Source organism: Undibacterium sp. (assembly GCF_030683615.1).
Taxonomy (GTDB): domain Bacteria; phylum Pseudomonadota; class Gammaproteobacteria; order Burkholderiales; family Burkholderiaceae_D; genus Undibacterium; species Undibacterium umbellatum.
The window spans coordinates 202,732-227,502 of sequence record NZ_JAUXQE010000010.1; the positions used below are offsets into that span (position 1 = coordinate 202,732).

The window sequence follows — 24,771 nt, forward strand, 5'->3', positions numbered from 1 at the left end:
GACTTTGCTGTGTTTACTACCGGACAAAGTACATCTGGTGCGATGCATTGTAATGCTTGCCGCAAGGCCAGCAGAATAAATGGATGGCTCTCTGGCGCTGCATACATGGGATCAGCGACTTCCTTGCTTGAGCATGATACGGATCCTGATGGTTTCCCCGTGTTCTTTAAGCGTCTCTGCTGTTACAGTCCATCAGTCATCCGCATCTTCATCAAAATCAGGTGGTAGATAGGCTTCTGCTGTGCGAACCAGTTCGCGCCATGGGGTGTCTTTGCGCAGGCGGTTGAAACAGCCACGGATGCCATTGTTGATTAGTAGCTTGCGATAGAGCAGCAATGTGGTATCCAGATAGTATTTATGGACTTCTTCTTCGTCTATGGATTGTGCATAATTGGCCCAGGCATGCGCAAGAAACGGTGAAAAGGCAACGCCGTGCCCCGTTCCATACATGTAAGACAGGAATACACTGGTGATCAGTTGCTCGGTGTCATCGTCGCTTTCCAGTAATGACGGTATTAGTTCTGCATGTACCCAGGCTGCTTCCTCAGGACTGCCACTATTGACAATGATCTGCATTAGCAATAATTTTGCGCCGTCGATGTCGGCTGCCATTGCCTTTTCCAGTAATTGTTTCGTATAAAGATATTCCGGTTTTTTTTGTCTGGTAAAGACAGGTGGCACCAAGTAATTTCTGGCAAGCAGATAAGCTGCCTTGGAATGGGGGATCGCCGCTGCAGCGGCACTGCGCTGCCATTGTTCCGCCATTTTTTCATCCATCTGGATTTCCGGGCCATCTTCATACTCGCCGCGATAGACATTTGCGAGAAAACACTGTGCAAGCGCCACGCCGCGATGCGCCAACTCATGAGCCAGCCACCAACAGGCTTGCTCATGACCGCCGTTCCACAGCAATTCCAGTACTTCGGTTACGCTGTCATGTTTGCTTTCAATAGCGGCGATCAATGTCAGCAAACGCTCAAATTGGCCTGGAAAAGGCTTCTGCGGCATGCCCCATTTTCCTTCGTGGCGTGCGGCACAGGCCAGTAGCAGGAACCAGGACGACTCTTCAAAGTACTCGGCCACTTGCAATACATGCGCCAGTACTCCGTCCGGATCGGGTATGCCTTCCACAATCAGGTCTTGGGCCAGATACTCAAAATTGCTGAGTTTGACCGGTTTGTGCCAGCCACATTGCGCTTGCAATTTGCAAGCCTCTGCCGCCATGGCATATGCTTCATCCAGTTCGCCGTAGTAGCTGCAAAATTTGGCATAGGCAAACAGTGTGTCTATACGAGTATAGTCAAGCAGCGGGCGTGCCAGCAATTGCTGGTAAGCCTGGCGATGCAGGGATTTATCTGTTCCAGGTTTATTATCGTCGTCATCATCGGCATGATCGGGCAAATCTCCCAGATAATCGAATTCCTTGACCCACCACAGGTCACCACGTTGCGCTTCCGTCAGGGCCGCGCATTGGGGGCCGTTGATGAAGGCTTTCATGTGCCGGTGGCTGCCATACCAGCGTGGTGTCAGGTAGTAAGTGGCTGTGGTCAGTGCGTCAAGGCAATTTGGACAAAAGTGTAGAATTTGCGCAAGCCAGTATGAATATCCTGCTTCATCAGGATCACGACTTTGCAATAATGCAGGTAATTGCGTGGGGGGCGTCAGCAAACCGCCGCCATATGATGCAAATCGTTGATGCGCGGCTGGCGAGATGTCGTCGCTGTTGTCAGTCACTTCACCAGCTTGATGGCGGAACAGATTGTCCATCCAGGCAGGTTCACCCAGATAGGCAAACAGTCGCATCATTAAGTACAGAGCGCGTACTGGTTGCGCGTCCAGAGTGAGCGCATGCAACAAAGTGATCGCGGCATTGTCTCGTGCCAATGCCGCAGCTTCCCAGCGATCTGATTCAACATCCATGGCTAGCCCGGTAGTGCGAATGTCTGCTGCTACCAGTTCCCAAAATTCACCTAAGAAATAGTGTGCGTAATAACTGTGCGGGTATGCTGCCGTCCATGCATGCAGCAAAGCTAGCTGCTTTTTGGTTTCGGGAAATGTATAGGCATCGAACAAGACATGGAAATGTACAAAGGCTTGCACTTCCTCGTGGTTATCCCCGCCATTGTTCTTGCTTCTGGTGTCAATATCGTCAAAGAAATGTTCAAGATACTCAAAGTCACTTCGCAGCAACGCTGCCCTGAGCAGGGCCTGCGTATTGCAGGAGTGACGGATGTTTTGTTCAAGAAGAGGGGATAATGGCACGGGTAATCTGGTTCTACGTAAGTGAGATTCTGGCGAATTATATCGGTCATCTGCATCGCTGAGCTTGGCTGGCATGTCGTCGATACTTAAGTATGGGATGAGTGCCACTCGCCTTGCTGATCATGAAAATGTCAGAATATCAGCTTGGCTTTTTCGAGGCAGGTGACTTCGCGCCCTTAAGCCTCTCATCCAGCATATCAATCAGGCTGCGCACGGCAGGTCTTTTCCATCGCAGGAGATTGAATTGATGTGCCCAGGCGTGCCAGCAGAACGGGGCAAACTTGGGCACGCTGCATGGTGATTGGGCGGCTCAGGTGCATCAGGCAATCTTGGGGTCGGCAAATTTCCAGGGAGCGTAGAATTCTTCTGGCCCGTTTGCCAGGCGTGACTCTGCCAGGTGCTGGGGATTGCCATATAGCTTTCTGAAGGTCATCAGGAGTGGTGACCAGGCTTCGGTGTCGATGCGATGAGAATCTGGTGCTTGCAATATGCGTTCATCGACATGTGTTTTGACGATGCGCAATTCGACGGCAATGGTGGGTATGGCCATGCGCGGGTCTTTGCTGCCGAAAGGCTTGATGTCTTCTACTCTGGCTTCCAGTTGCACAAGGCATTCTTTGGCGCGGGGTGGTTTGACGTCCAGCGATGCTTCCGGTGTCAAGCCGGCGACGGCAAATTTATTGGCCTCATGCTGGTATCCCAGAAATCGCTTGTGTTTGGGAACATCGGCTGCACCTGTTAATAAGGCCAGGCGATTGACGGCAGGCACGAGGTCGGCAGAGGCCAGGTTGAGTACGCATTCGCGTTCGCGCATGAGGTTGATACTGGTTTGTGAGCTGGCATCCAGGCCCAGCATGCAGCTCCAGCCTATCCACCAGGCTGAGGACATGGGCGCTAGATTGCTGCTGCCATCTTCATTCAGGGTGCTGATCAAGACGACGGGCGTGCCCCAATAGTGTATGGCTGGTTCTATGGTCTTATGCATATATGGCTTTCAAAATGGAAGAAATGTTGGATCAAGATGTGTTGTCCTTCAGTTGGCCGGGTAGCAAATGTTAAGCGGTTGGGATTGACAACAGCGCCAATGTATTGCGCTGTGCCTCGCTTGAAACCCTGTTTCTTGCTTTCAAATTTGCTTGCGGTTTGTCTTGATGGCATCGTTTACAATGGAGATAAAATTTGAAAGCAAGAAACGGGATGCGGGCCATGTGGCAATTCTCTATATTGAGATCATTGCTCAAGGCGGAGAATCAGCATGCTTACATATGCAAATGTCAGGGAAACACAGGGGCCAGCCATGCCAGTTGATCTTGATGATGCGCGTTGGGACGCAGTTTGTATAAAGAACCGCGACCTGGATGGCGAGTTCGTTTTTGCAGTGAAAACTACTGGCATATATTGCCGGCCTTCTTGCCCGGCCAAAACGGCCAAGCGGCAGAATGTGGAATTTTATGAAACAACAGTGCTGGCTCAGCAAGCGGGCTATCGCGCATGCAAGCGTTGTCACCCAGATGGCGTGAGCCAGGAGCACAGCAGAAACAGCATGATAGAAACTGCCTGTCAGTTGATCAAAAACAGCGAAGCACCTCTGAAGCTTGAAACCCTTGCAAGCAAGATGGCAATGAGTCCTCATCATTTTCACCGCATTTTCAAAGAGCTTACTGGAGTCACTCCCAAACAATATCAGTCTGCCCTGCAAAAAGAAAAAGTCAGGTCTTTGCTGAATCAGTCCGCTTCAATCTCCGGGGCAATTTATGATGCAGGCTACAATTCTGCCAGTCGCTTTTATGAAATGGCCGGGGCAATGCTGGGTATGTCGCCCAAGGCTTACCGGGCGGGTGCTGAGGATTTGCAGATGCAGTATATGGTTTGTGAAAGCGCATTGGGTTTGTTGTTGATAGCCTCGACAGAAAAGGGCATTTGCACAATAGAATTTGGTGATTCAGCCAGTGTGCTGGAGCAGGTATTGCAGCAGCGTTTCCCCAAAGCCAGCATCCGAGCGGCAGAAACGCATTTCAAAGAATGGGTCACCAGCATCCTGGCATATATACAGCAACCACGAGGATTACTGGATTTGCCGCTGGATGTGCAGGGTACGGCTTTCCAGCAAAGAGTATGGAAAGCCTTGCAGGATATCCCTCCGGGGCAGACCGCCAGTTATGCAGAAATTGCCAAGCGTATAGGCTCGCCCAGTTCTGTAAGGGCGGTGGCCAATGCCTGTGCATCCAACCAGTTGGCTGTGGCGATACCCTGTCACAGAGTCATACGTTCTGATGGTGATGTAACTGGCTATCGCTGGGGGACGGAACGCAAGAAAGCCTTACTGAAGCGGGAATCTGAAACATGACGGGTGATTTGTCCAAACGTATTGCCTCGCTGGAGTGGGACAGGATATTGGCTGAACTGGACGCGCGGGGTTTTGCCACGACGGGCAGTTTGCTGACGACGGATGAATGCGACAATCTGCAGGCACTATATGCAGCACAGGATTTGTATCGCAGTAAAATCATCATGGCCAGGCATGGCTTTGGCCAGGGCGAGTATCAGTACTTCAAGTATCCTTTACCTCCTGTGATACAGGAAATGCGCGAGTATTTTTACCCCCATCTTGCCGGGCTGGCCAACCGCTGGAATAAACTCATGGGCTTGTCACAAGAATTTCCCCAGCAACTCGATGACATGCTGCGACGCTGCCATGATGCTGGGCAGACCAGACCGACACCATTGATCCTGAAATACCAGGCTGACGACTATAATTGCCTGCATCAGGATTTATACGGTGAGCATGTTTTCCCTTTGCAGGCGGCGGTCTTGCTGTCCGCACCAGGGCAGGACTTTGGCGGTGGAGAATTTGTCCTGGTGGAACAGCGGCCACGCATGCAAAGCAAGGCTGAGGTTGTCCATCTGGACAAAGGAGAGGGTGTCATCTTTGCCGTCAGTATGCGGCCAGCGAAAGGTAGCAGGGGGTTTTACCGTGTCAATTTGCGCCACGGCGTCAGCCGCATCAGGCAAGGTCAGCGTTTTACTGCAGGCATCATCTTTCATGATGCTGCATGAGTTGATGCTTCTGACGTGCAGCATGGGTTATCAAACATAAGCATGAATATCAAATTCATCAATCTGATCTGTATTCATGAACATCTTGGCATATTCCAGATAAGTGCCAGACTTTAAAAACAGGGAAAACAACTCTGCATCTATATGCTGGTCTTTTTTCATGAAGCCCATGATCTTGATGGCTTCTGACAAGGTTTTGCCTTTTTTGTAGGGGCGGTCGGCTGCGGTCAAGGCTTCGAAGATGTCGGCTATCGCCATCATGCGGGCGGGGATGCTCATGTCGGTGGCGGCCAGGCGTTTGGGGTAGCCGGTGCCATCCATTTTTTCATGATGACCACCGGCGATTTCCGGTACTCTGGCAAGGTGGCGCGGGAAGGGCAGTTTTTCCAGCATCATGATGGTTTGTATCATGTGTTCATTGATCTTATAGCGTTCTTCCTCTGACAGGGTGCCTCGTGCGACGGTCAGGTTATACACTTCACCACGGTTGTACAGGTGCTCTGGCACTTTGACTTTGAAGCCCCAGGGGTTGTCAGGTGTGATGGTGTCGCGGGCTGAGCGAGTGAAGATGTGTTCTGGCTTGTCGCTCAGCAGTTGTTCCTGCACTGGCAAGCGCGGTTCTGTTGTGCGGTTCTTGCGTTCTTTTTCATCATGTGAAATGCCGATGCGGTCAGACAGTGTCCTGAGCCAGTGGCGTCCGGCGATGTCTTGTATGCGGGCGACTTTGTCGGGGGCCATAAATTCACCGCCTTCATTGCATTCGGCAAGGAAGGCGAAATCGCTGTCTAGCTTTGCCAGATTGGCGTCGAGCTGGGTTTTCAGTTCCATCGCATTGCCACCATTGGCAATGGCTTGCCAATAGTCAATCTGCGCATCGCGTTTCAAGACTTCAAAGCGCATGCGTATTTCATGGATGCGGTCATACAGGGTTTCGAGTTTTGTGGCTTTGTCGACAATGTATTCTGGCGTAGTGACTTTGCCGCAGTCATGCAGCCAGGCGGCGATGTGCAATTCTTCCCATTCTGCTTCGCTCAGCTGGAAGCCGGCAAACGGGCCCTCTGTTTCCTTGCAGGCGGCCTGGGCCAATAACTTGGTTAGTACTGGCACTCGCTGGCAGTGGCCGCCGGTGTACGGACTCTTGGCATCGATGGCGCTGGCGATGAGTTGTATGAAGGCTTCCAGCAAGGCTTTTTGTTCTTGTATCAAGCGCTGGTTTTCGATGGCGACTGCGGCAGCACCAGACACGGCCTCGGCCATGGCTTGCCTGCCGGGGTCTATGTCTGCATCATCGATGACCAGTGCGATGGCACCGACCAGGGTACTGTTTCTATCCTTCAAAGGGATAGCGATCAGGGTAGTGGCGTGGTCAGTGGCGGGCAGGGCACTGAAGTGACTTGCCAGTTCGTCTGCCTGCAAATGGCAAATGCTGCTACGCGATTTGCAGGCCTTGATGACCGGGTGGTTTTCTTCTGTCATGCTGATGCCGTGAGCACTGGTTTCCAGCACTTGATGATCGACATAGGCTTGCACTACTTGCATGGCCTGCTCTTGAGGCTGATAAAGATAAAGTATGCCTGACTTGGCCTCGGTGATTTCCGACATTTCTTTGAGAACCCGAGCGAGCAGTTTGTCATAATTGGTTTCTGATGCAAGGCTGCTGGCAATGTCGAGGAAGGAACGAATAGTCGCTTTCATGCCGCGCATGGAATTGCTGAGGTCGGCAATTTCCTTGATGCGTGACTCGATCTTGATGGGGCTCTTGAAATCGAAACGGGCAATCTTGCTGGCCTCGTCATTTAATTGTTTGAGAGGCTTGGATGCCAGACGTGAGAAATAAGTTGTCAGACCCAGGCCTATCGCCAGCAGTAAAACAAACAGGGCAATGCTTTGCCTGCGCATCTTGATGATGCCAGCCAGCAGTTCATCATGAGGGCTGGCAATCAGGATGCGCAAGTCCTGTCCTCCAGGGATTTGTATATTGGCCTGATAAGTGGCCCAGGTTTTGCCTATCATTTCCAGTGCCTGGCTACTCTGTGTATTCGCGCTTGCCATTTCGTGGATTTTATTAAGTACAGGTGCGTCCTGCTCTGCCAGAGTGGGCAAGCTCTGCACGCCGTCCAGACGGGTAATGATTTGCGGTTTGTAGGCAGATTGTTTGCCATTTTGCCAGGCCAGTAATTGGCCCTTGCGGTCTATCAGGGCCATCCTGGTCGAAGGGGTGACACTACTGTTTCTGATAGTTTCATGTATCGTTGGTAACTCGATGTCTATGCCCACAACTGCATCGGCATCAACGATCTTTTGCGCATAGGTGACGCCTATTTGCCCGGTAGTGAAAAAATAATATGGCTCTGATACATTTGCCTGTGCAGGATTCTTCATGGCAGTTTCATACCAGCCACGTGAGCGAGGATCATAGTTGCGTGCTGGAATAGACTGGCGCTCGATTTCATTGAGTTTGTCATCCAGATAGACGACATGTTCTTGTAGCTTGTCCGAATCCACACTGGTGCTTTGTACTATCCATGCAGTATTTGAGGGCGCTTTGAAAATACCTTTGCTGCCATTCGACTTGGCGTATTGCCGCAAAAGAAAAAATTCTCCGTTGGAAAAACCGACATAGGCGGAGGTAGCAGATTTGACACTGACGATGGCCTTGGCCAGATAATTGACATGGTTCAGGCGCTCATTCAGATTTTTACCTGAAACAGGTTGGGATTGCGCCAGGATTTCGGTTTGGTTCCTGACTGGCTCGTAAATATCTTTGACATTACTGGCAACTTCATTCCCGATGAGTGCGTAGCTGCTGTCGGCCTGAGAGAGAATGATTGTACTCATGCGCGTAAACAATACGGTGCCCATGGCAATCGCGAAGATGAGTATCAGGCCGGTGAAAAAATACGAGATGTAAATATGAAAGTGAACATTTTTCTTATTGCGCATGAATTACCCGCCCCGAGTTTATCTGCTGCAAGATGAGAGTGTTTTTGCAATGCCATTAATGCAACGCCATGGTAGAGCTTTCTTTGTAAATGCGCAATTGAAAACGCCAGGTGTGCGTTTTGTGACACTTGCGGGCGAGACCAAGTGTCACTGGGCCGCTCATGGAATATTAAAGGCGCTTTGCCAGGGCCGTGGTCTTCTCTATCCACTTCTGCCTTTGTGCCGGCTGTGAATTGAGGACTGGCCCCAGGCTCAGGATGCCAACTGGTTTGACGCCACAAAATTCAAGGACGGTACGCTTCAATTGATGTATGCCTGGGGCGCGGTAGTACAGTCTGAAAAACCAGGGTGGGGTATCCATGGTAATCAGCAAGTGGGCCGAGCGGCCTTTCAACAATCCTTCGGGAAAGCTCTTGCCAGGATGGTATTTAAAGGCAAAGCCGGGTAGCAAGACTCGGTCCAGAAATCCTTTCAGTAGTGCAGGCACGCCACCCCACCAGATGGGGAAGACAAAGCACAGGTGTTCAGCCCATAGCAAGGACTCTTGCGCCATTTGCAGATCGGTTTCCAGAGTCTGTATGACTTTATAGCCCTGATGCAAAATGGGATCAAACACGAGCCGATCCAGCCGTAGTATTTGTACATCATGCCCCTCAGTGCGGGCTGCCTGCACGTAGATATCGGCGAGGTCAGAACCAAAGCTATTGCCGCTGGGATGACTGGCAATGACTAGAACACGTTTTTTTTGCATACTGTACCCACATTGTTTGATCGAGGGGATAAGTGTGCACCTTGTCCCTATGGGTAGAGTCAAGCCATATCAATCAGGAGGCTGATTAACAGGAAAATTGGGACAGTCGGCTTGTTGCGCGACAAGTTGCGCTTGCAGGCAATCGTGGATTTCTGTCTGCATTTGTAGCAGGCTATCGTCAAGCGCATGAAGCTTTTTAATTTCCGCTTTCACGGTAGCGCGTTTCTTGTCCAGGTGTCGAGCTATCATGGCCCAGTCTGGTTCACCCTGATCTGTGCGAAGCAAGGGTTCCAGTTCTGAAAGGCGAAAACCCAGGCTTTGGGCTTGCCGTATCAATTGTACTTGCAAGACATTGTTATCTGTATAAACCCGGTACTTTCCCAGGCGTTGAATCTGGCCCAGCAAGCCCAGGCTTTCATACAGGCGTATGGCTTTTGCTGTGGCATTTGCCTTGCGCGCCAGTTCTCCTATGTACATTGATACTCCTGTTTCATACTATGTAATTCAAAAGCTGATTGGCAAGTCTATATGAAACCTGGTGGCCTTTCCTGGTAATGATTCAAAACCAATCTCGCCGCCCATTCTTTCCACCAGTTCGCGCGTGATAGCCAGGCCCAGCCCGGTGCCGCCATTCTGGCGGGTATCGGAAGAATCTGCCTGGGCAAATTTCTGAAATATTCTGTCGCGGAATTCATGCGGGATGCCGACGCCATGGTCGATGACACTGATGCGTACTTTTTGTCCCTTTTGTTCTGCTTCTATTTGGACCACATCATTTTCAGGTGAGTACTTGATCGCATTTGACAGCAAGTTCGACAAAATTTGCATGAAGCGCTGCGAGTCTACTGTGATGCTCAATGCGGGAACAGGTTTGGATAATTGTAGAGAAACGCCGCGCGCAGTGCCAAAGGTCTGGTTGGCTTCAATCGCCTGACAGAGCAGTTCACTGAGTTGGCTGGTCTCAGGGCGAAACACCATTTTCCCGGCTGTGAGTTTTTCCATGTCCAGCAAATCATTGATGAGGAAAGTCAGGCGCTGGCAATTTTTGTTGGCGACATCAATCATCTGCTTCATACGATCTGAGTAACTGCCAAATACACCACCGGATATCAAGCCCAGTGCCCCAGAAATGGATGTCAGGGGTGTACGCAATTCATGGCTGACAGTGGAAATGAATTCATTCTTTATTCTTTCTGTGCGCTTGCGCTCAGTGATGTCACGCATGAGCGCAATGAACAAGGGCTGGCCTTGACGACTTAGGGTAGAGACGGACAAATCCAGCGGAAACTTGCTGCCATCCTTGCGGCGTGCTTCGACTTCAAGGCTGCTGCCTATGAGGCTTTGTATTCCGGATACGTCCTGTTGCCCTGCATCGTCCTGGTCAGTTTCGACAGGCGAGGGGATCAGCAGGCGTATATTCTCGCCAATTAATTCATCGGTACCATAATCAAAAATATGGACAGCGGCATTATTCGCACTGAGGATCTGATAATGCTCATCAAATGTGAGAATGCCATCGAGTACATTGTCCAGTATGGCACTGGTATGGAGTGCCTGGTCACGCAAATTCTCTTGTGCAGCTCTTCTCTCGCTGATGTCCTGGAAAGTGCCATAGACACGGACACAGACATTTTCCTCGAATTGCGGGAAACCAATAACATGCACCCAGCGTTCATTGCCACCTGCGCTGAGAATGCAGAATTCGGTATCAAAGGAAGCACCTTCACGCACAGCCATGGTGAACAGCTCACGAATTTTTTGCTGGCTTTCTGCTCCTTTGTAAAAGGCAAGCGCGCTATCGACAGTGCAGGCATAGTCATCATCCACTTCGTGAATTTGCCTGGTCACTTTACTCCAGTGCAGTTTGCGTGACTTGACTTCAAAATCCCAGGTGCCTATGCGGGCCGCCGCGTTGGATTTTTCCAGCAATTCATACGCATGTTCGAGTTCTGCCTCCGCTTCTTTTTGTTTGGTGATATCGGCATGGCTGCCTGACATGATGAGAGGTTCACCGTTTGGCCCCCAACTGACGACACAGCCGCGATCATGTATCCATATCCAGCGGCCATCCTTGTGGCGCATGCGGCTTTTCAGATCGAAGTATTCGATTTCTCCCCTGAAATGCTGGTCTATCATGCTGCTGGTGATTTTCAGGTCGTCTGGATGGCAGAGTTGGAGCCATGTATCTACCGTGGTCGGTTCCAGTTCTGCCAGGGTATAGCCCAACATCTCTGCCCAGCGTTCGTTGTAGATGGTTTCACCAGTGAGGATATTGCATTCCCAGGTGCCAATATTGGTGCCCTTGATGACATTGGCTAATTGCCGCTCGGTTTCCCGTCTTTGCTTTTGCACACGGGTAGCACTGATCAACTGACCGAGAGTGCTGAACAAGGGTTTTAAGAAATCCGTTACCTGGTGATCATAGCCATCTGGTTTGTTGGCGATGCCGACCAGGGCGATCAGCTCGTGATCGTATTGCACGGGTATGCAAAGAAAGCTTTGCAATGCGACAAAATTGGCAGGAAAAACCTGATCCAGTGCATCTGCCGAGGGGGCATTGTCTATCACCGGCAGTGCCGCCTTGAGTGCGCTGCCATATCTGGATTTTAATTGCAGACAGGCGGCATCGCGGGCCAGTGCTTCAAGACTGAGGTTGAGGATGTCGTTGTTTTCTGCATGCCAGGCCAGCATCATGCTTTTCAGGGCGGGATTGCTGGTAGTCTTGTTTTTGACTTCACATATAAATCCATAATCACTAGTCGTCAATTTCAAGATTGCGGCCAGCAGGGAAACAAAGCCTTTTTCCTGATCGGTTTCGCGTATGAACAAAGTTTGGGCCATGGCAATGGCATCACTGAGGGCGCGCTGTGTTTGCAACTGCCGGTCCAGTTCCTGTCTTTTCATGACGCCACTGATCCAGTCTGCCAGCAGACGTACAAATTCTATTTCTACCTCGGAAAAAGGAAATAGTCTGGGTTTGGTATGCCAGATACTCAGGGCCGCATCCCCGATGGTACTGATATGCAGGCGCAAGCCTATGAAACTTTGTACTTCGCTGACAGAATGACGGTATTCACTCTCTGCTACATCAGCGACATGGATGAGCCCCTGGTTTGCGGCCACTGGCAAGCGAAAGTGCTTACCCTCATCGGACACAGGCGCAGCAGGGCGTGTCATGCTGCCAGACTGATACTGTAAGGTTTCCTTGCCATTTTGTTGCACGCGGCTGATTTGCGCACAAGTCGTGCCCAGGTAGTCGCAGGCCATGGTCAGGGTTTGTTGCAAGGCGGCGTCCGGGTCCTGGTAGGACAGGGAAGTGATGGCCGTCAAGGCCAGCAAGGCGTGATGTTGCCTTTGTTGCTCTTCGCGGAAAAATTCACGTTCTACGCAATCGGCAAGATCGCGCAGGGCCTGCAAATCCTGTTCGCTAAGGGTCCTGGCTACACTATCTATGATGCACAGCGTGCCAAGGCGCTGTCCATTGCGCGCATGTAATGGGGCACCAGCATAAAAGCGTATATGAGGTGCATCATAGACCAGAGGGTTGTCGGCAAAACGCGGGTCTTGACTGGCGTCTGCGACGTACAAGACATCTGGGCTGAGTATGGCATGACCGCAGAATGAAATATCCCTGGGCGTTTCGCTTGCATCCAGCCCTTGTCTGGACTTAAACCATTGACGGTCTGCATCAATCAGGGAGATCAGTGCAATCTCTGATTGAAACAGATGGCGTGCCAACCGCGTCAGACGGTCAAATCGTTCTTCTGCAGGTGTATCAAGGATGGCGCAGGCCTGCAGGGTTTGCAGGCGCAAAGCTTCATCATCAGGAAACGCAGGTGCTTGCATAGGCACTAGTCTGTCGGCAGGCTGGACAGCCATTTTTGCAATCCATCACCATACAAGGGCTTGCTGGCAAAATAGCCTTGCATGGAATCACAACCTAGCAGGCGCAGACTCTCCCGTTCGGCTGCAGTTTCTATACCTTCAGCAATCACGCTCAAGCCCAGCCCATGGCCCATTTCTATGATGGCTTTGACGAGTCCCTGGGTGGCTGGCAGTTTGTCGATGTCGGTAACAAAGCTGCGGTCTATCTTGAGCTCACTGACGGGTAGTCGTTGCAGGTAAGAGAGGGAGGAATAACCAGTGCCAAAATCATCAATCGATAGATCCAGACCGATGGCACGCAGGCGGTTCAGCAGTTCTATGGTGGTGCCAGGGTCTTCCATGATGCCGCTTTCGGTAATCTCCAGTTTGAGCATGTTGGGGGACAGCTCATATTGACGCAGCAGCGCAGTAATTTGGTCTGGAAAACTGGCATCGCGCAAATCATGAGTGCTGACATTGACGGCAATAGTCTGGTCCGGATACTTGTTTTGCCAGTTTTTGAGTGTGACGATCGCTTGTTCCAGCATCCACATGGTCAACATGCCGATATAGCCGGTACGTTCGGCAAAAGGGACAAACTCTGCCGGCGAAATGAAACCACGCACAGGATGCTGCCAGCGCACCAGTGCTTCAAAACCATAGGCTTTGCCGGTCTCCAGAGAGAGCTTGGGTTGCAGCCACATTTGCAATTCTGATTTCCTGACGGCAGAGCGCAAGTCAGACAGCAGACTGAGATGGGTCAGGCGTGAAGCTTCTTGCGCATCGGTATACCAGGCAGACGCATTCGTGCTACGTTTGGCGGCGTACAAGGCAACTTCAGCATTTCTGATCAGAGTCATCAAAGGCAGGGGCGTCGCTGCCGTGATGGCAAATCCATATACCATGCTGACATCGACAGAGTGACTGCCACACTTGACAGGGGCTGCCATTGCAGCGTCAATGCGGTGGTGCAATTCTTCGATGCTGACTTTGGAGCTGTTTTCACAAAGCACAGCAAATGCGCCACCTGCCAACCTGGCCAGCCAGGGTTTTGCTGCATGACTGGTGTGGTTATCGATGACTTTCCTGAGACGCAGGGCTATGTCCGATATCACCGAGTCACCCGTATCAAAACCCAGGGTTTCATTGATGACTTTCAGGCGCGCCAGGTCCATCAGGATAAAGCCCTGATGTGGCAAGCCCTGGCCTTCATGCGTTTTCAGCAACAGTGTGCGATTGGGCAAACCAGTCAGGCTGTCATAATAGGCCAGTCTCTCCACAGTTTGCTCGCGTATACCTATGGCCTCTGCCATGGTGTTGAGGGCTTCACCTACTCTTGCCACTTCTTCGGTTTTTGAAGGGCTGAAGCGGGTTTGATAATCGCCCCTGGCAATTTGCAGGGCACTCGCTTCCAGGCGTGCCAGTGGTTTTACCACGCTACGGGTAGTCAACCAGGCCAGTATGGCAGCCATGATTACACCCAATACGGATAATACGGCTACCAGCATGCCGGTTTGTTCCAGTTCGCGCTGTGCTTCTGCCTGGTGGGCCACGATCAACTCTTGCTCACGTTTGAGGAAAGTCTTGGACTGGTCCAGTAAAGCATCCAATGCTGGTTTTACCTGTTTGATGAAACTGGCTTTGGCAGCGTCCTGGCCTTCTTCTTCGAGTTGGTTGACGGTATCCAGATAGTATTTATTGTAGATACTGCGTTTTTCCTTGAGGATTTTCAGGCTCTTTAGTTGCTCATCATCACTGAGTGAGGCCTCCAGGGCCGTGATAAGCCGATCAATCTGGCGGTTTTTTTCATCGACGATGGTGTATTCAGGTACCCGTTGCTCGTATGGAACAGTCAGGAATTGCAGCAATGCTCTCCCGACGTTTTCTGTGGATACGCTGAGTTCTTGTACATAAAGAAGGCTTTGCACTTCTTTGCGAGCAAATTTCTCACTCAATGCAGTCATTTTGCGAATTTGTGAAATTGGCAACAGCAACACGATGCTAAACAAGACCAGCAGCAAGCCATAGCTGAGCGCCAGCCGCACACCGATGCGGCGTAAGCGCAGGAAATGGGTCAGGCGATCGAGACTGTCGGGCATATTCGGGTGAGAAAAGTCTGCAAAAGTATCTGAGGTTCAGTCATGACTAAAAAGTCTATGTACTGGCAGGTCAATAAACTGTACGCCCTTATGTTAATGCACTATTAACAGCAAGAGCAATACCAATCTAAAGAAGAAGGCGAAACAAAAAAACGCCCGGCGAGCCGGGCGTGTAAAGTTTTGCAGTGGCATACCACTTATGCTGAAGCAGTATGACTGCAAAGGCGCAAAGAGAGAATTGAGAAAAAGCGGGTTAGAACTTGTAGTTGTATTCAGCCCCCAGACGGACACTGCGTGGCGCACTCAGGCTCAGGACTTGTCCATAGGTATTGAGTAAAACATTGCGGTTGTTCCAGCGTTCTTCTACCTTCTGTACAACTTGTGCATTGAAGACGTTGAAGATATCCATCTTCAGAACCAGACCTTTGACTTGCTGAGGTTTATAGCTCAGATTCAGATCCAGGCGTCTGTCCCATTCGAGATTGCCGACTGAACCACGGGGAGATGGCACGTTGTCCTTGGGTGTCGCGCCAAAGCAGTAAAAGTGCGCAGAGTTGTAGTTAATGCCAAAATTGACTGCGCGCGGGTCCGGGTTGGGCAGCGAACCTTTGCAATTGGTGGGGCGACCAGCGGCAATCAGCAAGTTTCCACCTATCGTCAGTTCTGGTGTCAGATCATAATAACCAAAGGCTTTGATCTGATGAGTACGGTCATTTGGCAATCTGCCATTGGCGTGGTACATCAATTCCTTGTAATCCCAGGTTTGCGTCGTTGCCACATCTGCCTGGCCTGTTGCTGTATCTGACAGGGTCTGGCCTTCCGTATTGCCTTCGCTACGTGCCCAGGTGTAATTGAGTTTGCCATACCAGCCATTGCGGTAAGGGTGTTCGGCAAACAGATCCAGTGCCTTGTAGATACGTTTAACTTTAGGCATGCCAATTTCTGCGGCGCTCAAGTGTACTTGTGAGTAACCCTTACCACCTTTGAAATCAATCAGGAAATCATTGTCTTCTCCCGGATTGAAGGCTGCACCAGAGAAATTCCATGTGTCACCAATAGGTACATGATTACGGTTTGCCCAGTCTTCAAACACGCGCGGGTCGCTGAGGTCATCTATCGTGGAGCGCAAGCTACGGTAAGTCACTTTGGCACCGAAGTTCAGATTTTGCGAATAGGCTTTTTCAAAACCCAGCGTCAGTTCATCCTGAAACATGGGTTTGAGATTGGTTGCAGCAATAGTCTTGGGATCTTTGGCCTGGCCAAATTCACTATTACCTGACAAGGCTCCGGTGACAGGAACCAGGCCAGTAGGCAAGCCATTTGAGTCTGTATTGGTATACGTGAAATACTGATTGGTATTGAGCGAACCGTTAGACTGGCGCAGAGCGACCACAGATGGCATTTGTACGGCGTAACGGCCGGCACTGCCAAACACTTTGAATGTAGAATCGCCATTGACATCCCAGGCTGCACTAAATCGTGGCGCAAGCTGGTTTTTCATTTCGACAAATTTGACCCTGTCCTGATTCAAATTGGCGAATTGCTCATTGCGCAAACCAAAGGTCAGCAACATATCCTTGTTGATCTGGTACTTGTCTTCAAGGTACTGGGCAGATTGCTCGGTGTAGGCATTGGATACGGTAGAGTACAAGCCTTTTTGGACGTAGTAACCTTGCGCTGCCAGTCCTCCATATTGTGCCAGTGCAGGGACAACGCCACCGGTGACATCTATAGGCGCGTTTGGTGTGGTGGTGCGCAGGTAGGTCCAGGTACCGCCCCCGGCACTATAGACGCCTGCATTGACGGAGTCGGCCGAATTATTGTCCACGCCAGCACGGATCAAGTGCTTGCCCAGTTTGTATTCCAGATCAAGCCGCATGGATTTGATGCTGTCAGTGGATCCGTCAAAATTAAGATTACCGCTATAAGCTTGCGAGGAGTTGTAATTTAAGCCGGGTGCACGGTTATTGGCATCTGCCGATACAGCGAACAAATTGGCGTTATATCCAACTGGCTGGTAGACATGCTTGGCCTTGCTTTGACCATACATGGCTGTTAAGGTCAAATTATCAGTGATGTTGCCAACGTAGCGCAGGCTCAGGACATCGGCACCGTTGTCGCCTGTATTCGCATCAGGATCAAGTTCTATATGCTCTGAAGACTTGACGACATTACCGCGTGCACGGGTGGCGTAGTCATAAGAATAATAGTTGTTATCATGCTTGGTCTTGTCACCGATGGCGGTTAATTCCAGGCGATGATCATCGTTGATGTTCCAGTCCAGTTTGCCATAGAAGCGATTGATCTCATTCTTTTGTTCCTTCCAACCATTCTCTTTGAGGGTCAACGAAGTCCTGCCCTGGTTGACCTGGCCATTGTCAGAACGCGTACCTTCAGCGGCGATGAACATGAACAACTTGTCTTTGATAATAGGGCCACCGAGATAGGCACCGATTTGTGTTTCATTGAAAACATTGTCTTCGCGACGCAGGCGCAAAGTACCATCAGTGGCCTTGGTATTGCTGGCACCTATATTTGGGTAGTAGTAGTCAAGCCGCTTGGCTCGCAGAGAATTCGGTGTAGTATTGAGGGAAACACCCGTTTCCCAATTGTTGGTGCCACCCCTGGTGGTAATGTTGACGATACCGCCGACCGAGCGACCAAATTCTGCACCAAAGCCACCCACCAAGATCTGCGCTTGTGAAATTGCGCCAAAGGGTAATTCTGATGCACCCAGTTGCGTCAAGGGATTGGTAACCACCATGCCATTGATGTAGTAGGCATTCTCTGACGCACCACCACCAGCGAATGCAGCACCGCCGGCATAGGTAGGGTCGCTGCGGGTGGTGTTGGGTGCCAGTTGTATGATGGAGTTGATGTTCCTGGCGATAGGCAGTTTATCCAGCTCCTTTGCTGTAAAAGTCGCGCCGTTGCTGGCATTGCTGACATCAATGCGTTTGCGCGTGGTCGCTACAGTGACGGTCTGTATGCCAGATGTATCTACATTAAATGCAGCTTCCACACCTTGACCGGCGAGCACCTCGACTTCCAGTGTCGACAATGTCACATTGTCCTTCATCAGACTGATGCGGTAATTGCCTATGGGGAGTGCGGTGGCTTGAAATTTGCCTGTGACATCTACCGTTGCGCTGCGAGTCAGATTGGTTTCAGTATTCTTCAACACGACTGTTGTGGCCGAGCCAGCGTTGACCTTGCCATATACAGTACCTGCTGCATTCGATTGCGCGTGCACAGCCGGGGCATAGGCCATTGCCAGTACGCCTGCGCCAAAAGCCAGCGTCAGCGCGTGAGCGACCAGTTTCTTTTTAAATACATGATTTCGTTTTTGCATGTAAATTCCTAATGGTTTTCATTGAAAGCGAAAGGGGCTGTCCCGATGGTGCTTGCTGCCTTTCCTTAATCTTTACCTGCATTGAGTTGGAGAAGTGCACAAGCGCATGCCTGAACCTGGAGCGTCAAAAAAATCCAAGTGGCAAGTCGGTATGAAAGAGACTTTGCCATGAATAAAATGCGCTAACTATCGACTAGGGATGAATTGGAATTGCCAGGTGATGGGGAAAATTTGTGCGTGATGAAACGGGATGGGGCAGGGATGAAGCAGGGGAATTCGTTGTTTTTTGCGCGCTTCGTTTTTTAGCTCGGCGTAAATAACTTCTTCAGATTTTTCAGATAACTTTCACTGACTCTGACTTCATCACCGTTGCTCAGATGAACATGATGGCTGCCATCAGCATGTACTTTTAAATTGACAATTGCTTCACAACGAACAATGGCGGTTCTGTGCAGACGTATGAATTGATGTGCTGGCAGGCGTGTTTCCATGGCGGTAATAGTGGCTCGGTGCAAGACGACCCGATTGCGCAGGTGAATTTCTACATAATTGGCAGCGGTGCCGAGCCAGATTACTTCATCAAGATTGACGCGCTCAGTGTTACCTATGGACTTGATGATGAGTTGTTGTAATTCCGGGCTGGGCTTGCCAGCATCAAACGCAGCTCTGTCTTGCAGGTAATCTTGTACGGCCGATGAGTTCAAGGCTTTTTGTTTCAGATGCAATAGCTGCAAGGCCCTTTGCAACATGAGATTGAATCTTTCATCATCAAAAGGTTTGAGCAGGTAATCGAGTGCAAATACATCGAAAGCGCTGACAGCATGCTGGTCGTAGGCCGTAATGAAGACGATCAACGGTGCATCTGGCAAGTTGCACAGTTCACGCGCAAAATCCAGACCATTCTGGTCCGGCATTTCTATATCCAGCAATATCAAGTCTACATGCGTTTTTTGCATGAATTCCCTGGCGAGGGCAGTCGAATAGCAACTACCGACCAATTGCCAGACAGGATTACCTGTCAAGACATATTGCATGTTGACGAGTGCTGGCAATTCATCGTCAACCAGTAGGACTTTTTTGAGGCTCATGTTTGTAATGAAGACAAAAGGTTCAGTTTGTATGTTTCATGTCTGCTTCAAAAAAAGCAAAGGAAATTCCAGTATCGCTGTATAGCTATCTGTTGCTGCCGTGGTTTTTAGTGTTGCCCGTGATCCATAAAGGATGGCAAGCCTGTCCCGGCTAGCAGATAAACCCAGTCCGTGACCTTTCTTGTTGCATGTCTGTTTGAACAGTGGGTTGCTGATGCGAAATTCCAGCATATCGTTTTTTCTGGCAAGTTCAATTTGCAGGTGGCAAATTTCATGATTTTGTTCTACTCCGTGGTGTATGGCATTTTCCACTAGTGGTTGAAATAGTAAAGGTGGGCAGGCCAGGTCTTGCCAGGCTTCATTTGCCATATTCCAGCTAATACTGGCTCGCTCACCATAGCGTAGCATTTGCATATCGAGGTAGGCTTTGGTAAACGCGATTTCGTCGGCGACACTGAGCCATTCATGTTTTCCTGAATGAACCACGTAGCGCAACAGCTCACTGAGTTTTTCCAGTGCGCTGGATGCCAGTTGCCGGTCTGCGGTTCTGACAAGTGCGCTGATACTATTGAGTGCATTGAACAAAAAGTGGGGTTTTAGCTGACCCTGCAAAAGGCGCAGTCGCAATGCCAGACTCTCATTGTTTTGCTGAATATAGGCCAGATTTTCTGCCTGACTTTTTAGCCAGAATGCATAGGCGGCTTGCATCAGATAGGAGAACAGTAACAAAGCGGCATCGGTGAAGTAGAAAAAGCCAGGGCGCTTGCTGAGGGCTGCTTGCATGGTGTAGGCAGGATGATTGAGTGTTGTATCCATGAAAACCGCAAGGCCAGACAGTACCGGAAGCCCCAGTACTATAGTCAGGCATGCTGAAAGCAGCATGTCTTTGCTGCTCGGCCAGTTCTCATTTTTTGTTGAGAACGCGATGGCGAAGCCGCAGCTGATTGCAGCCAATAGAATATATCCAGGCAGTATGGTGATGTACTCAAAAGACATCTTCGCATCTGGGCGGGTACGCAATGTGTCTTTGTAAAAAGCCAGGCAATGCAGGCTGGCAATCAATAACCAGATCAACAATGTAAATGCCAAAGTAAGGTAAATGGCCTTGTTGCCAGGCTTATCACCGTGGATTTTCCGTACAGAGTTTGTGATGATACGCATGGGCTGCTTATCCATCCTGATACTCCCCAGCCGGAATGCACATACTGAGATCGATTTGCGCATTATTTTGCGTCATCTCAAGACTGGCCATACCTGCATACAGGATATCCAACCTCTCCCTGATAGCGGCGATTTGTGTCATATCGGGTTCCGCTATTGCAGTCTCCAGTGCGAGGCTGACGTGAAACAGAATCATGCCGGCATTTTTCCTCAGGTTCGCTTGCAAGAGATGGTTTTTTTGTTGAAACATGACTGACCAATGCAGGGCCAGGTCCAGTATTGCATGTAGCAATAAAGGAGGGCAAGAAACGGTGCACCAGTGATACTCAGATAATGTCCATTTGACTTGCAGATACTGGCCATGGCGTAATTCTTGCAAACTCAGGTAGGCTTTTGCAAAACCTAATTCGTCAGCCATTGATGGTTTTTCATCCCCGCTAAAGCGCAGGACATAGCGCAGTAAATCACTAAGGCGGGCCAGGGCCGTGGTCGCAAGACTGCGCTCTGCTACCCGGATAAGATTTCCTATGCCGTCTAGCGAGCTGAGCAGGAAATAAGGTTCAAGTTGACACTCCATCAGAGACAGGCGCAGCATCAGATTTTTTTGACGTAATTCCTGGGTACGCCTGGCTTGTTCCTGGCTGCGCTGCCAGAGAGTAGCCGCAACTTGCATGAAATAAGCAACACTGGCTTGAAAACCCAATAACCACCACCCCATGGCAGCCATGTTTGTCAACATCTGCAAAACAGATGGAGGAGTTTTTTTTCTTGCAAAAAGATAATTGGTGCTAATTTCATAGCAAACTTCCAGCGGCAGAAAGATGCCTATCATCAGCACGTAGATGATCAATAAATGTGTTGCAGTCAGCCAGCGGCTGGGCAAATTTTCGAAGATGATCAGAAGGATGGTACTCAGCAGGATGTAACTTAAGAATGACATCGCACTGAACTTCAACAAAGTACTAAACTCGGCAGGTTTGTTTGCTTTAATAGAATCTACATATTCGGCAAGGCTGAAGAAGAAAATAACCAGCATCCATGCCAGCAGGATGAAGAGAAAATGCTTCCAGTCAGGAAGTTTCCATTTTTTTTGGGGCATCATGGATAGTGCAAGATGTAATGCATGGTCATCCGGGTCGTCTGGCTCGACGCTTATTTTGCTTTATGCGTGGCATATCTGCAATTCATAAAGCAGGAATGATTTGCCAGTTCCATAGAGGTGTTGCTGACTATTGCACAAATTCACAGTGTATCCCAGCAAGTAGGGATCAATTTGGTAAAAGCCGGGATGAAATGGGGCCTGGCCTGCTATCGGTATCTGCAACATCAACAACATCAACAACATCAGCACATTGGCGACAATGGGCAAGACTGCCAGATTGCCAGGTTGACAGGCAATACAGGTAGTTTCTTCGATCCGGGGGAGATATCCAGAGGATATAAGCGTACTACTGCTCATTCGGCCGGCTATCTTTCATGCGCGAAAAACGTGCGTTATCTGGTTTCAATGACGTAATGCACCAGAATGGCTGGATTTTGTATGACGGTAGTGAGGATTTTGCGGGCTTGCTTCAAGAAGTGGCATCAGCCTCGTCGCCACCTAGAGAATTGTCAGTTTTTTATAGCGAAAACCATATTTATGCTTAGTCAAATTGGTGCAGGTTGATAAAAACAGGGTGCACTGCCCTCTCGGAAAATTGAACTGGCATTGCTCTTGCTTAGAGTCTGCGGAGACAAGCAAAGGAGCAGCCATGAAGAAACTCAAGCTAGTGATGGTAGGGAATGGTATGGCAGGTGTGCGTACCCTGGAAGAATTAATCAAGATCGCGCCCGACCTGTATGACATTACCGTATTTGGTGCAGAACCTTATGCCAATTACAACCGCATCCTGCTATCACCTGTATTGGCAGGCGAGCAAACCATCAAAGACATCATGCTTAATGATGTGGACTGGTATGAAGAAAATAATATCACGCTGCACCTGGGCAAGAAAATCGTCAAGATAGACAGGGCACGTCGCCTGGTGATCGCCGAAGATGGCACCCAGACCGAATACGACCGTCTGTTGCTGGCGACAGGCTCCACACCTTTCATGCTGCCTGTGCCTGGCAAGGACCTCAAGGGCGTGATTGCCTACCGCGATATTCATGACACCAATGCCATGATAGACGCAGCCGAAAAGCATACGCATGCTGTCGTTATTGGTGGTGGTCTGCTGGGCCTGGAAGCCGCCAATGGCTTGAAAATGCGTGGCATGAGCGTCTCTGTCGTGCATTTGCCAGGCTGGTTGATGGAGCGTCAGCTTGATCCCGTTGCTGGCAAGATGCTGCAAAAATCCCTGGAAGACCGGGGCCTGAACTTCCTGCTTGAAAAAAATACCGAAGCCATCATTGGAGATGATGCTGGTCATGTGAAATCCATACGCTTTACAGATGGACTGGAAATCCCTGCGCAACTGATCGTCATGGCAGTTGGCATACGCCCCAATACTGCGCTGGCTGAATCTGCTGGCCTGTACTGCAATCGCGGCATTACTGTCAATGACACCATGCAGACCTATGACCCGCGCATTTACTCTGTAGGCGAATGCGTCAATCATCGCGGCACAGTGTATGGTCTGGTTGCACCTTTGTTTGAAATGGCCAAGGTTTGCGCCAATCACCTGGCGAATTTTGGCATAGGCCGTTACCAGGGTTCAGTCACCTCCACCAAACTGAAAGTGACAGGTATCGATCTGTTTTCTGCTGGTGAATTCATGGGCGGCAAAGACACTGAAGAAATTATCTTGTCCGATCCCATAGGTGGCGTCTACAAGAAGCTGGTGGTGAAAGACGACAAGCTCATCGGTGCCTGCCTGTATGGCGATACCGTCGATGGCAGCTGGTATTTCAAGCTGCTGCGCGAAGGCAAGAATATTTCAGAAATTCGTGATTCCCTGATGTTTGGTGAATCAAATACAGGTGACGTCGGCCATGAAGGCCACACCAAGGCTGCCGCCATGCCGGACGAGGCCGAGGTCTGCGGCTGTAATGGTGTCTGCAAAGGTACGATCGTCAAGGCTATCAAGGAAAAAGGCCTGTTCACGCTGGATGATGTGCGCAAGCATACCAAGGCATCGGCATCTTGCGGCTCCTGTACTGGCTTGGTAGAGCAGATCATCATGTTCACTGCGGGTGGTGATTATTCGACTGCCTCTAAAGTCAAACCCATGTGCGCTTGTACTGATCATAGCCATCAGCAAGTGCGTGATGCCATCAAGGCCAACAAGCTGTTGACAGTATCAGGTGTACAGGAATTCATGGAATGGCGCACACCTAACGGTTGCTCCAGCTGCCGCCCGGCCATCAATTATTATCTGATTTCTACATGGCCACGTGAAGCCAAGGATGATCCACAATCACGCTTCATCAATGAGCGTTCCCATGCGAATATACAGAAAGATGGTACGTACTCCGTCATCCCGCGTATGTGGGGCGGCGAGACCAATGCCAGCGAATTGCGCAGGATTGCCGATGTCGTCGATAAATTCAAGATACCGACAGTCAAGGTCACTGGTGGTCAGCGTATCGACTTGCTGGGCGTGAAGAAAGAAGACTTGCGCGCTGTTTGGCAAGATCTGGGCATGCCATCCGGCCTGGCTTATGCCAAGGGTCTGCGTACCGTGAAAACTTGTGTGGGCAGTGAATGGTGCCGTTTCGGTACGCAAAATTCCACCCTCATGGGACAACAACTGGAACGTGAACTGGCACGCATGTATGCGCCGCACAAGGTCAAACTGGCCGTGTCCGGTTGCCCGCGAAATTGCGCAGAGGCAGGTATCAAAGACGTTGGTGTGATTGGTGTTGATTCTGGCTGGGAAATTTATGTCGGCGGCAATGGCGGTATCAAAACCGAAGTCGCACAATTCCTGGTCAAACTGAAAACCCATGAAGAGGTCATGGAATACACCGGTGCGTTCCTGCAGTTATATAGGGAAGAAGGATGGTATCTGGAACGCACTGTGCATTACCTCGCCCGCGTCGGTCTTGATTATGTGAAGAAGATTATCCTGGAAGACCATGGTCGTCGCAAAGACCTGTATCAGCATCTGCTGTTTGCGCTGGAAGGTGAATCTGATCCATGGCATGAACCAGAAAAAGCTCAGGTCGACACCCGCCAGTTTGAACGCTTGCCAGCATAACGCCATTTTTTGA

At 50.2% G+C, this 24,771-nt stretch carries 16 protein-coding genes; 4 read left to right on the forward strand and 12 right to left on the reverse strand.

Going from position 1 to position 24,771, the window contains the following annotated elements; translation table 11 throughout:
- Positions 1–192 precede the first annotated feature (192 nt).
- Complete coding sequence (locus Q8K39_RS06575) at positions 193–2,370, reverse strand: DUF4034 domain-containing protein (protein ID WP_305258844.1); 2,178 nt, start codon at positions 2,368–2,370, stop codon at positions 193–195.
- A gap of 211 nt (positions 2,371–2,581) precedes the next feature.
- On the reverse strand, positions 2,582–3,247 hold the full coding sequence (locus tag Q8K39_RS06580; RefSeq protein ID WP_305258846.1) for a flavin reductase family protein: 666 nt from the start codon (positions 3,245–3,247) through the stop codon (positions 2,582–2,584).
- A 270-nt stretch (positions 3,248–3,517) separates the two neighbouring features.
- On the opposite strand from Q8K39_RS06580, the gene ada reads away from it, so the two are divergent.
- Both ada and Q8K39_RS06590 read left to right on the forward strand, forming a co-directional pair.
- Complete coding sequence (gene ada / locus Q8K39_RS06585; RefSeq protein ID WP_305258848.1) at positions 3,518–4,609, forward strand: bifunctional DNA-binding transcriptional regulator/O6-methylguanine-DNA methyltransferase Ada; 1,092 nt, start codon at positions 3,518–3,520, stop codon at positions 4,607–4,609.
- The gene (locus Q8K39_RS06590; RefSeq protein WP_305258850.1) at positions 4,606–5,319 is read left to right on the forward strand and encodes a 2OG-Fe(II) oxygenase; all 714 of its coding nucleotides are present in this window, start codon (positions 4,606–4,608) and stop codon (positions 5,317–5,319) included. The genes ada and Q8K39_RS06590 overlap by 4 nt, the downstream gene beginning before the upstream one ends.
- Positions 5,320–5,349: 30 nt before the next feature.
- Here Q8K39_RS06590 and Q8K39_RS06595 read toward each other — a convergent pair whose 3' ends face one another.
- The 10 genes from Q8K39_RS06595 to Q8K39_RS06645 all read right to left on the reverse strand — a co-directional run bounded on the left by Q8K39_RS06595 (position 5,350) and on the right by Q8K39_RS06645 (position 22,036).
- The gene (locus Q8K39_RS06595) at positions 5,350–8,262 is read right to left on the reverse strand and encodes an HD domain-containing phosphohydrolase (RefSeq protein ID WP_305258852.1); all 2,913 of its coding nucleotides are present in this window, start codon (positions 8,260–8,262) and stop codon (positions 5,350–5,352) included.
- A gap of 169 nt (positions 8,263–8,431) precedes the next feature.
- The gene (locus Q8K39_RS06600; RefSeq protein WP_186954825.1) at positions 8,432–9,013 is read right to left on the reverse strand and encodes an NAD(P)H-dependent oxidoreductase; all 582 of its coding nucleotides are present in this window, start codon (positions 9,011–9,013) and stop codon (positions 8,432–8,434) included.
- Positions 9,014–9,082: 69 nt separating this feature from the next.
- On the reverse strand, positions 9,083–9,490 hold the full coding sequence (locus tag Q8K39_RS06605) for a MerR family transcriptional regulator (RefSeq protein WP_186954824.1): 408 nt from the start codon (positions 9,488–9,490) through the stop codon (positions 9,083–9,085).
- Between the two features lie 27 nt (positions 9,491–9,517).
- Positions 9,518–12,892 carry a PAS domain S-box protein gene (locus Q8K39_RS24940; RefSeq protein ID WP_370868569.1) on the reverse strand — a complete coding sequence of 1,125 codons (3,375 nt, stop codon included), beginning with the start codon at positions 12,890–12,892 and terminating at the stop codon, positions 9,518–9,520.
- The gene (locus Q8K39_RS06620; protein WP_305258855.1) at positions 12,865–14,976 is read right to left on the reverse strand and encodes an EAL domain-containing protein; all 2,112 of its coding nucleotides are present in this window, start codon (positions 14,974–14,976) and stop codon (positions 12,865–12,867) included. The genes Q8K39_RS24940 and Q8K39_RS06620 overlap by 28 nt, the downstream gene beginning before the upstream one ends.
- A gap of 253 nt (positions 14,977–15,229) precedes the next feature.
- Entirely contained in the window at positions 15,230–18,328 is a 3,099-nt protein-coding gene (locus tag Q8K39_RS06625) for a TonB-dependent receptor (RefSeq protein WP_305258856.1), read from the reverse strand.
- Between the two features lie 302 nt (positions 18,329–18,630).
- Positions 18,631–19,416: a LytTR family DNA-binding domain-containing protein gene (locus Q8K39_RS06630; protein WP_305258857.1), complete on the reverse strand. Its 786-nt coding sequence runs from the start codon at positions 19,414–19,416 to the stop codon at positions 18,631–18,633.
- 36 nt (positions 19,417–19,452) lie between these two features.
- Positions 19,453–20,577, reverse strand: coding sequence for a sensor histidine kinase (locus tag Q8K39_RS06635; protein ID WP_305258858.1), 1,125 nt, complete (start codon positions 20,575–20,577; stop codon positions 19,453–19,455).
- A gap of 7 nt (positions 20,578–20,584) precedes the next feature.
- On the reverse strand, positions 20,585–21,679 hold the full coding sequence (locus Q8K39_RS06640) for a histidine kinase (protein WP_305258859.1): 1,095 nt from the start codon (positions 21,677–21,679) through the stop codon (positions 20,585–20,587).
- Positions 21,680–21,739: 60 nt separating this feature from the next.
- A complete protein-coding gene (locus tag Q8K39_RS06645) occupies positions 21,740–22,036 on the reverse strand; it encodes a hypothetical protein (RefSeq protein WP_305258861.1) in 297 nt (98 codons plus the stop codon).
- 17 nt (positions 22,037–22,053) lie between these two features.
- On the opposite strand from Q8K39_RS06645, the gene Q8K39_RS06650 reads away from it, so the two are divergent.
- Both Q8K39_RS06650 and nirB read left to right on the forward strand, forming a co-directional pair.
- Positions 22,054–22,224, forward strand: coding sequence for a hypothetical protein (locus Q8K39_RS06650; protein WP_305258863.1), 171 nt, complete (start codon positions 22,054–22,056; stop codon positions 22,222–22,224).
- A gap of 104 nt (positions 22,225–22,328) precedes the next feature.
- Positions 22,329–24,758 (forward strand): nitrite reductase large subunit NirB, encoded by a 2,430-nt coding sequence (gene nirB, locus Q8K39_RS06655; protein WP_305258865.1) that lies wholly within the window; start codon positions 22,329–22,331, stop codon positions 24,756–24,758.
- The last annotated feature ends 13 nt before the right edge of the window (positions 24,759–24,771 follow it).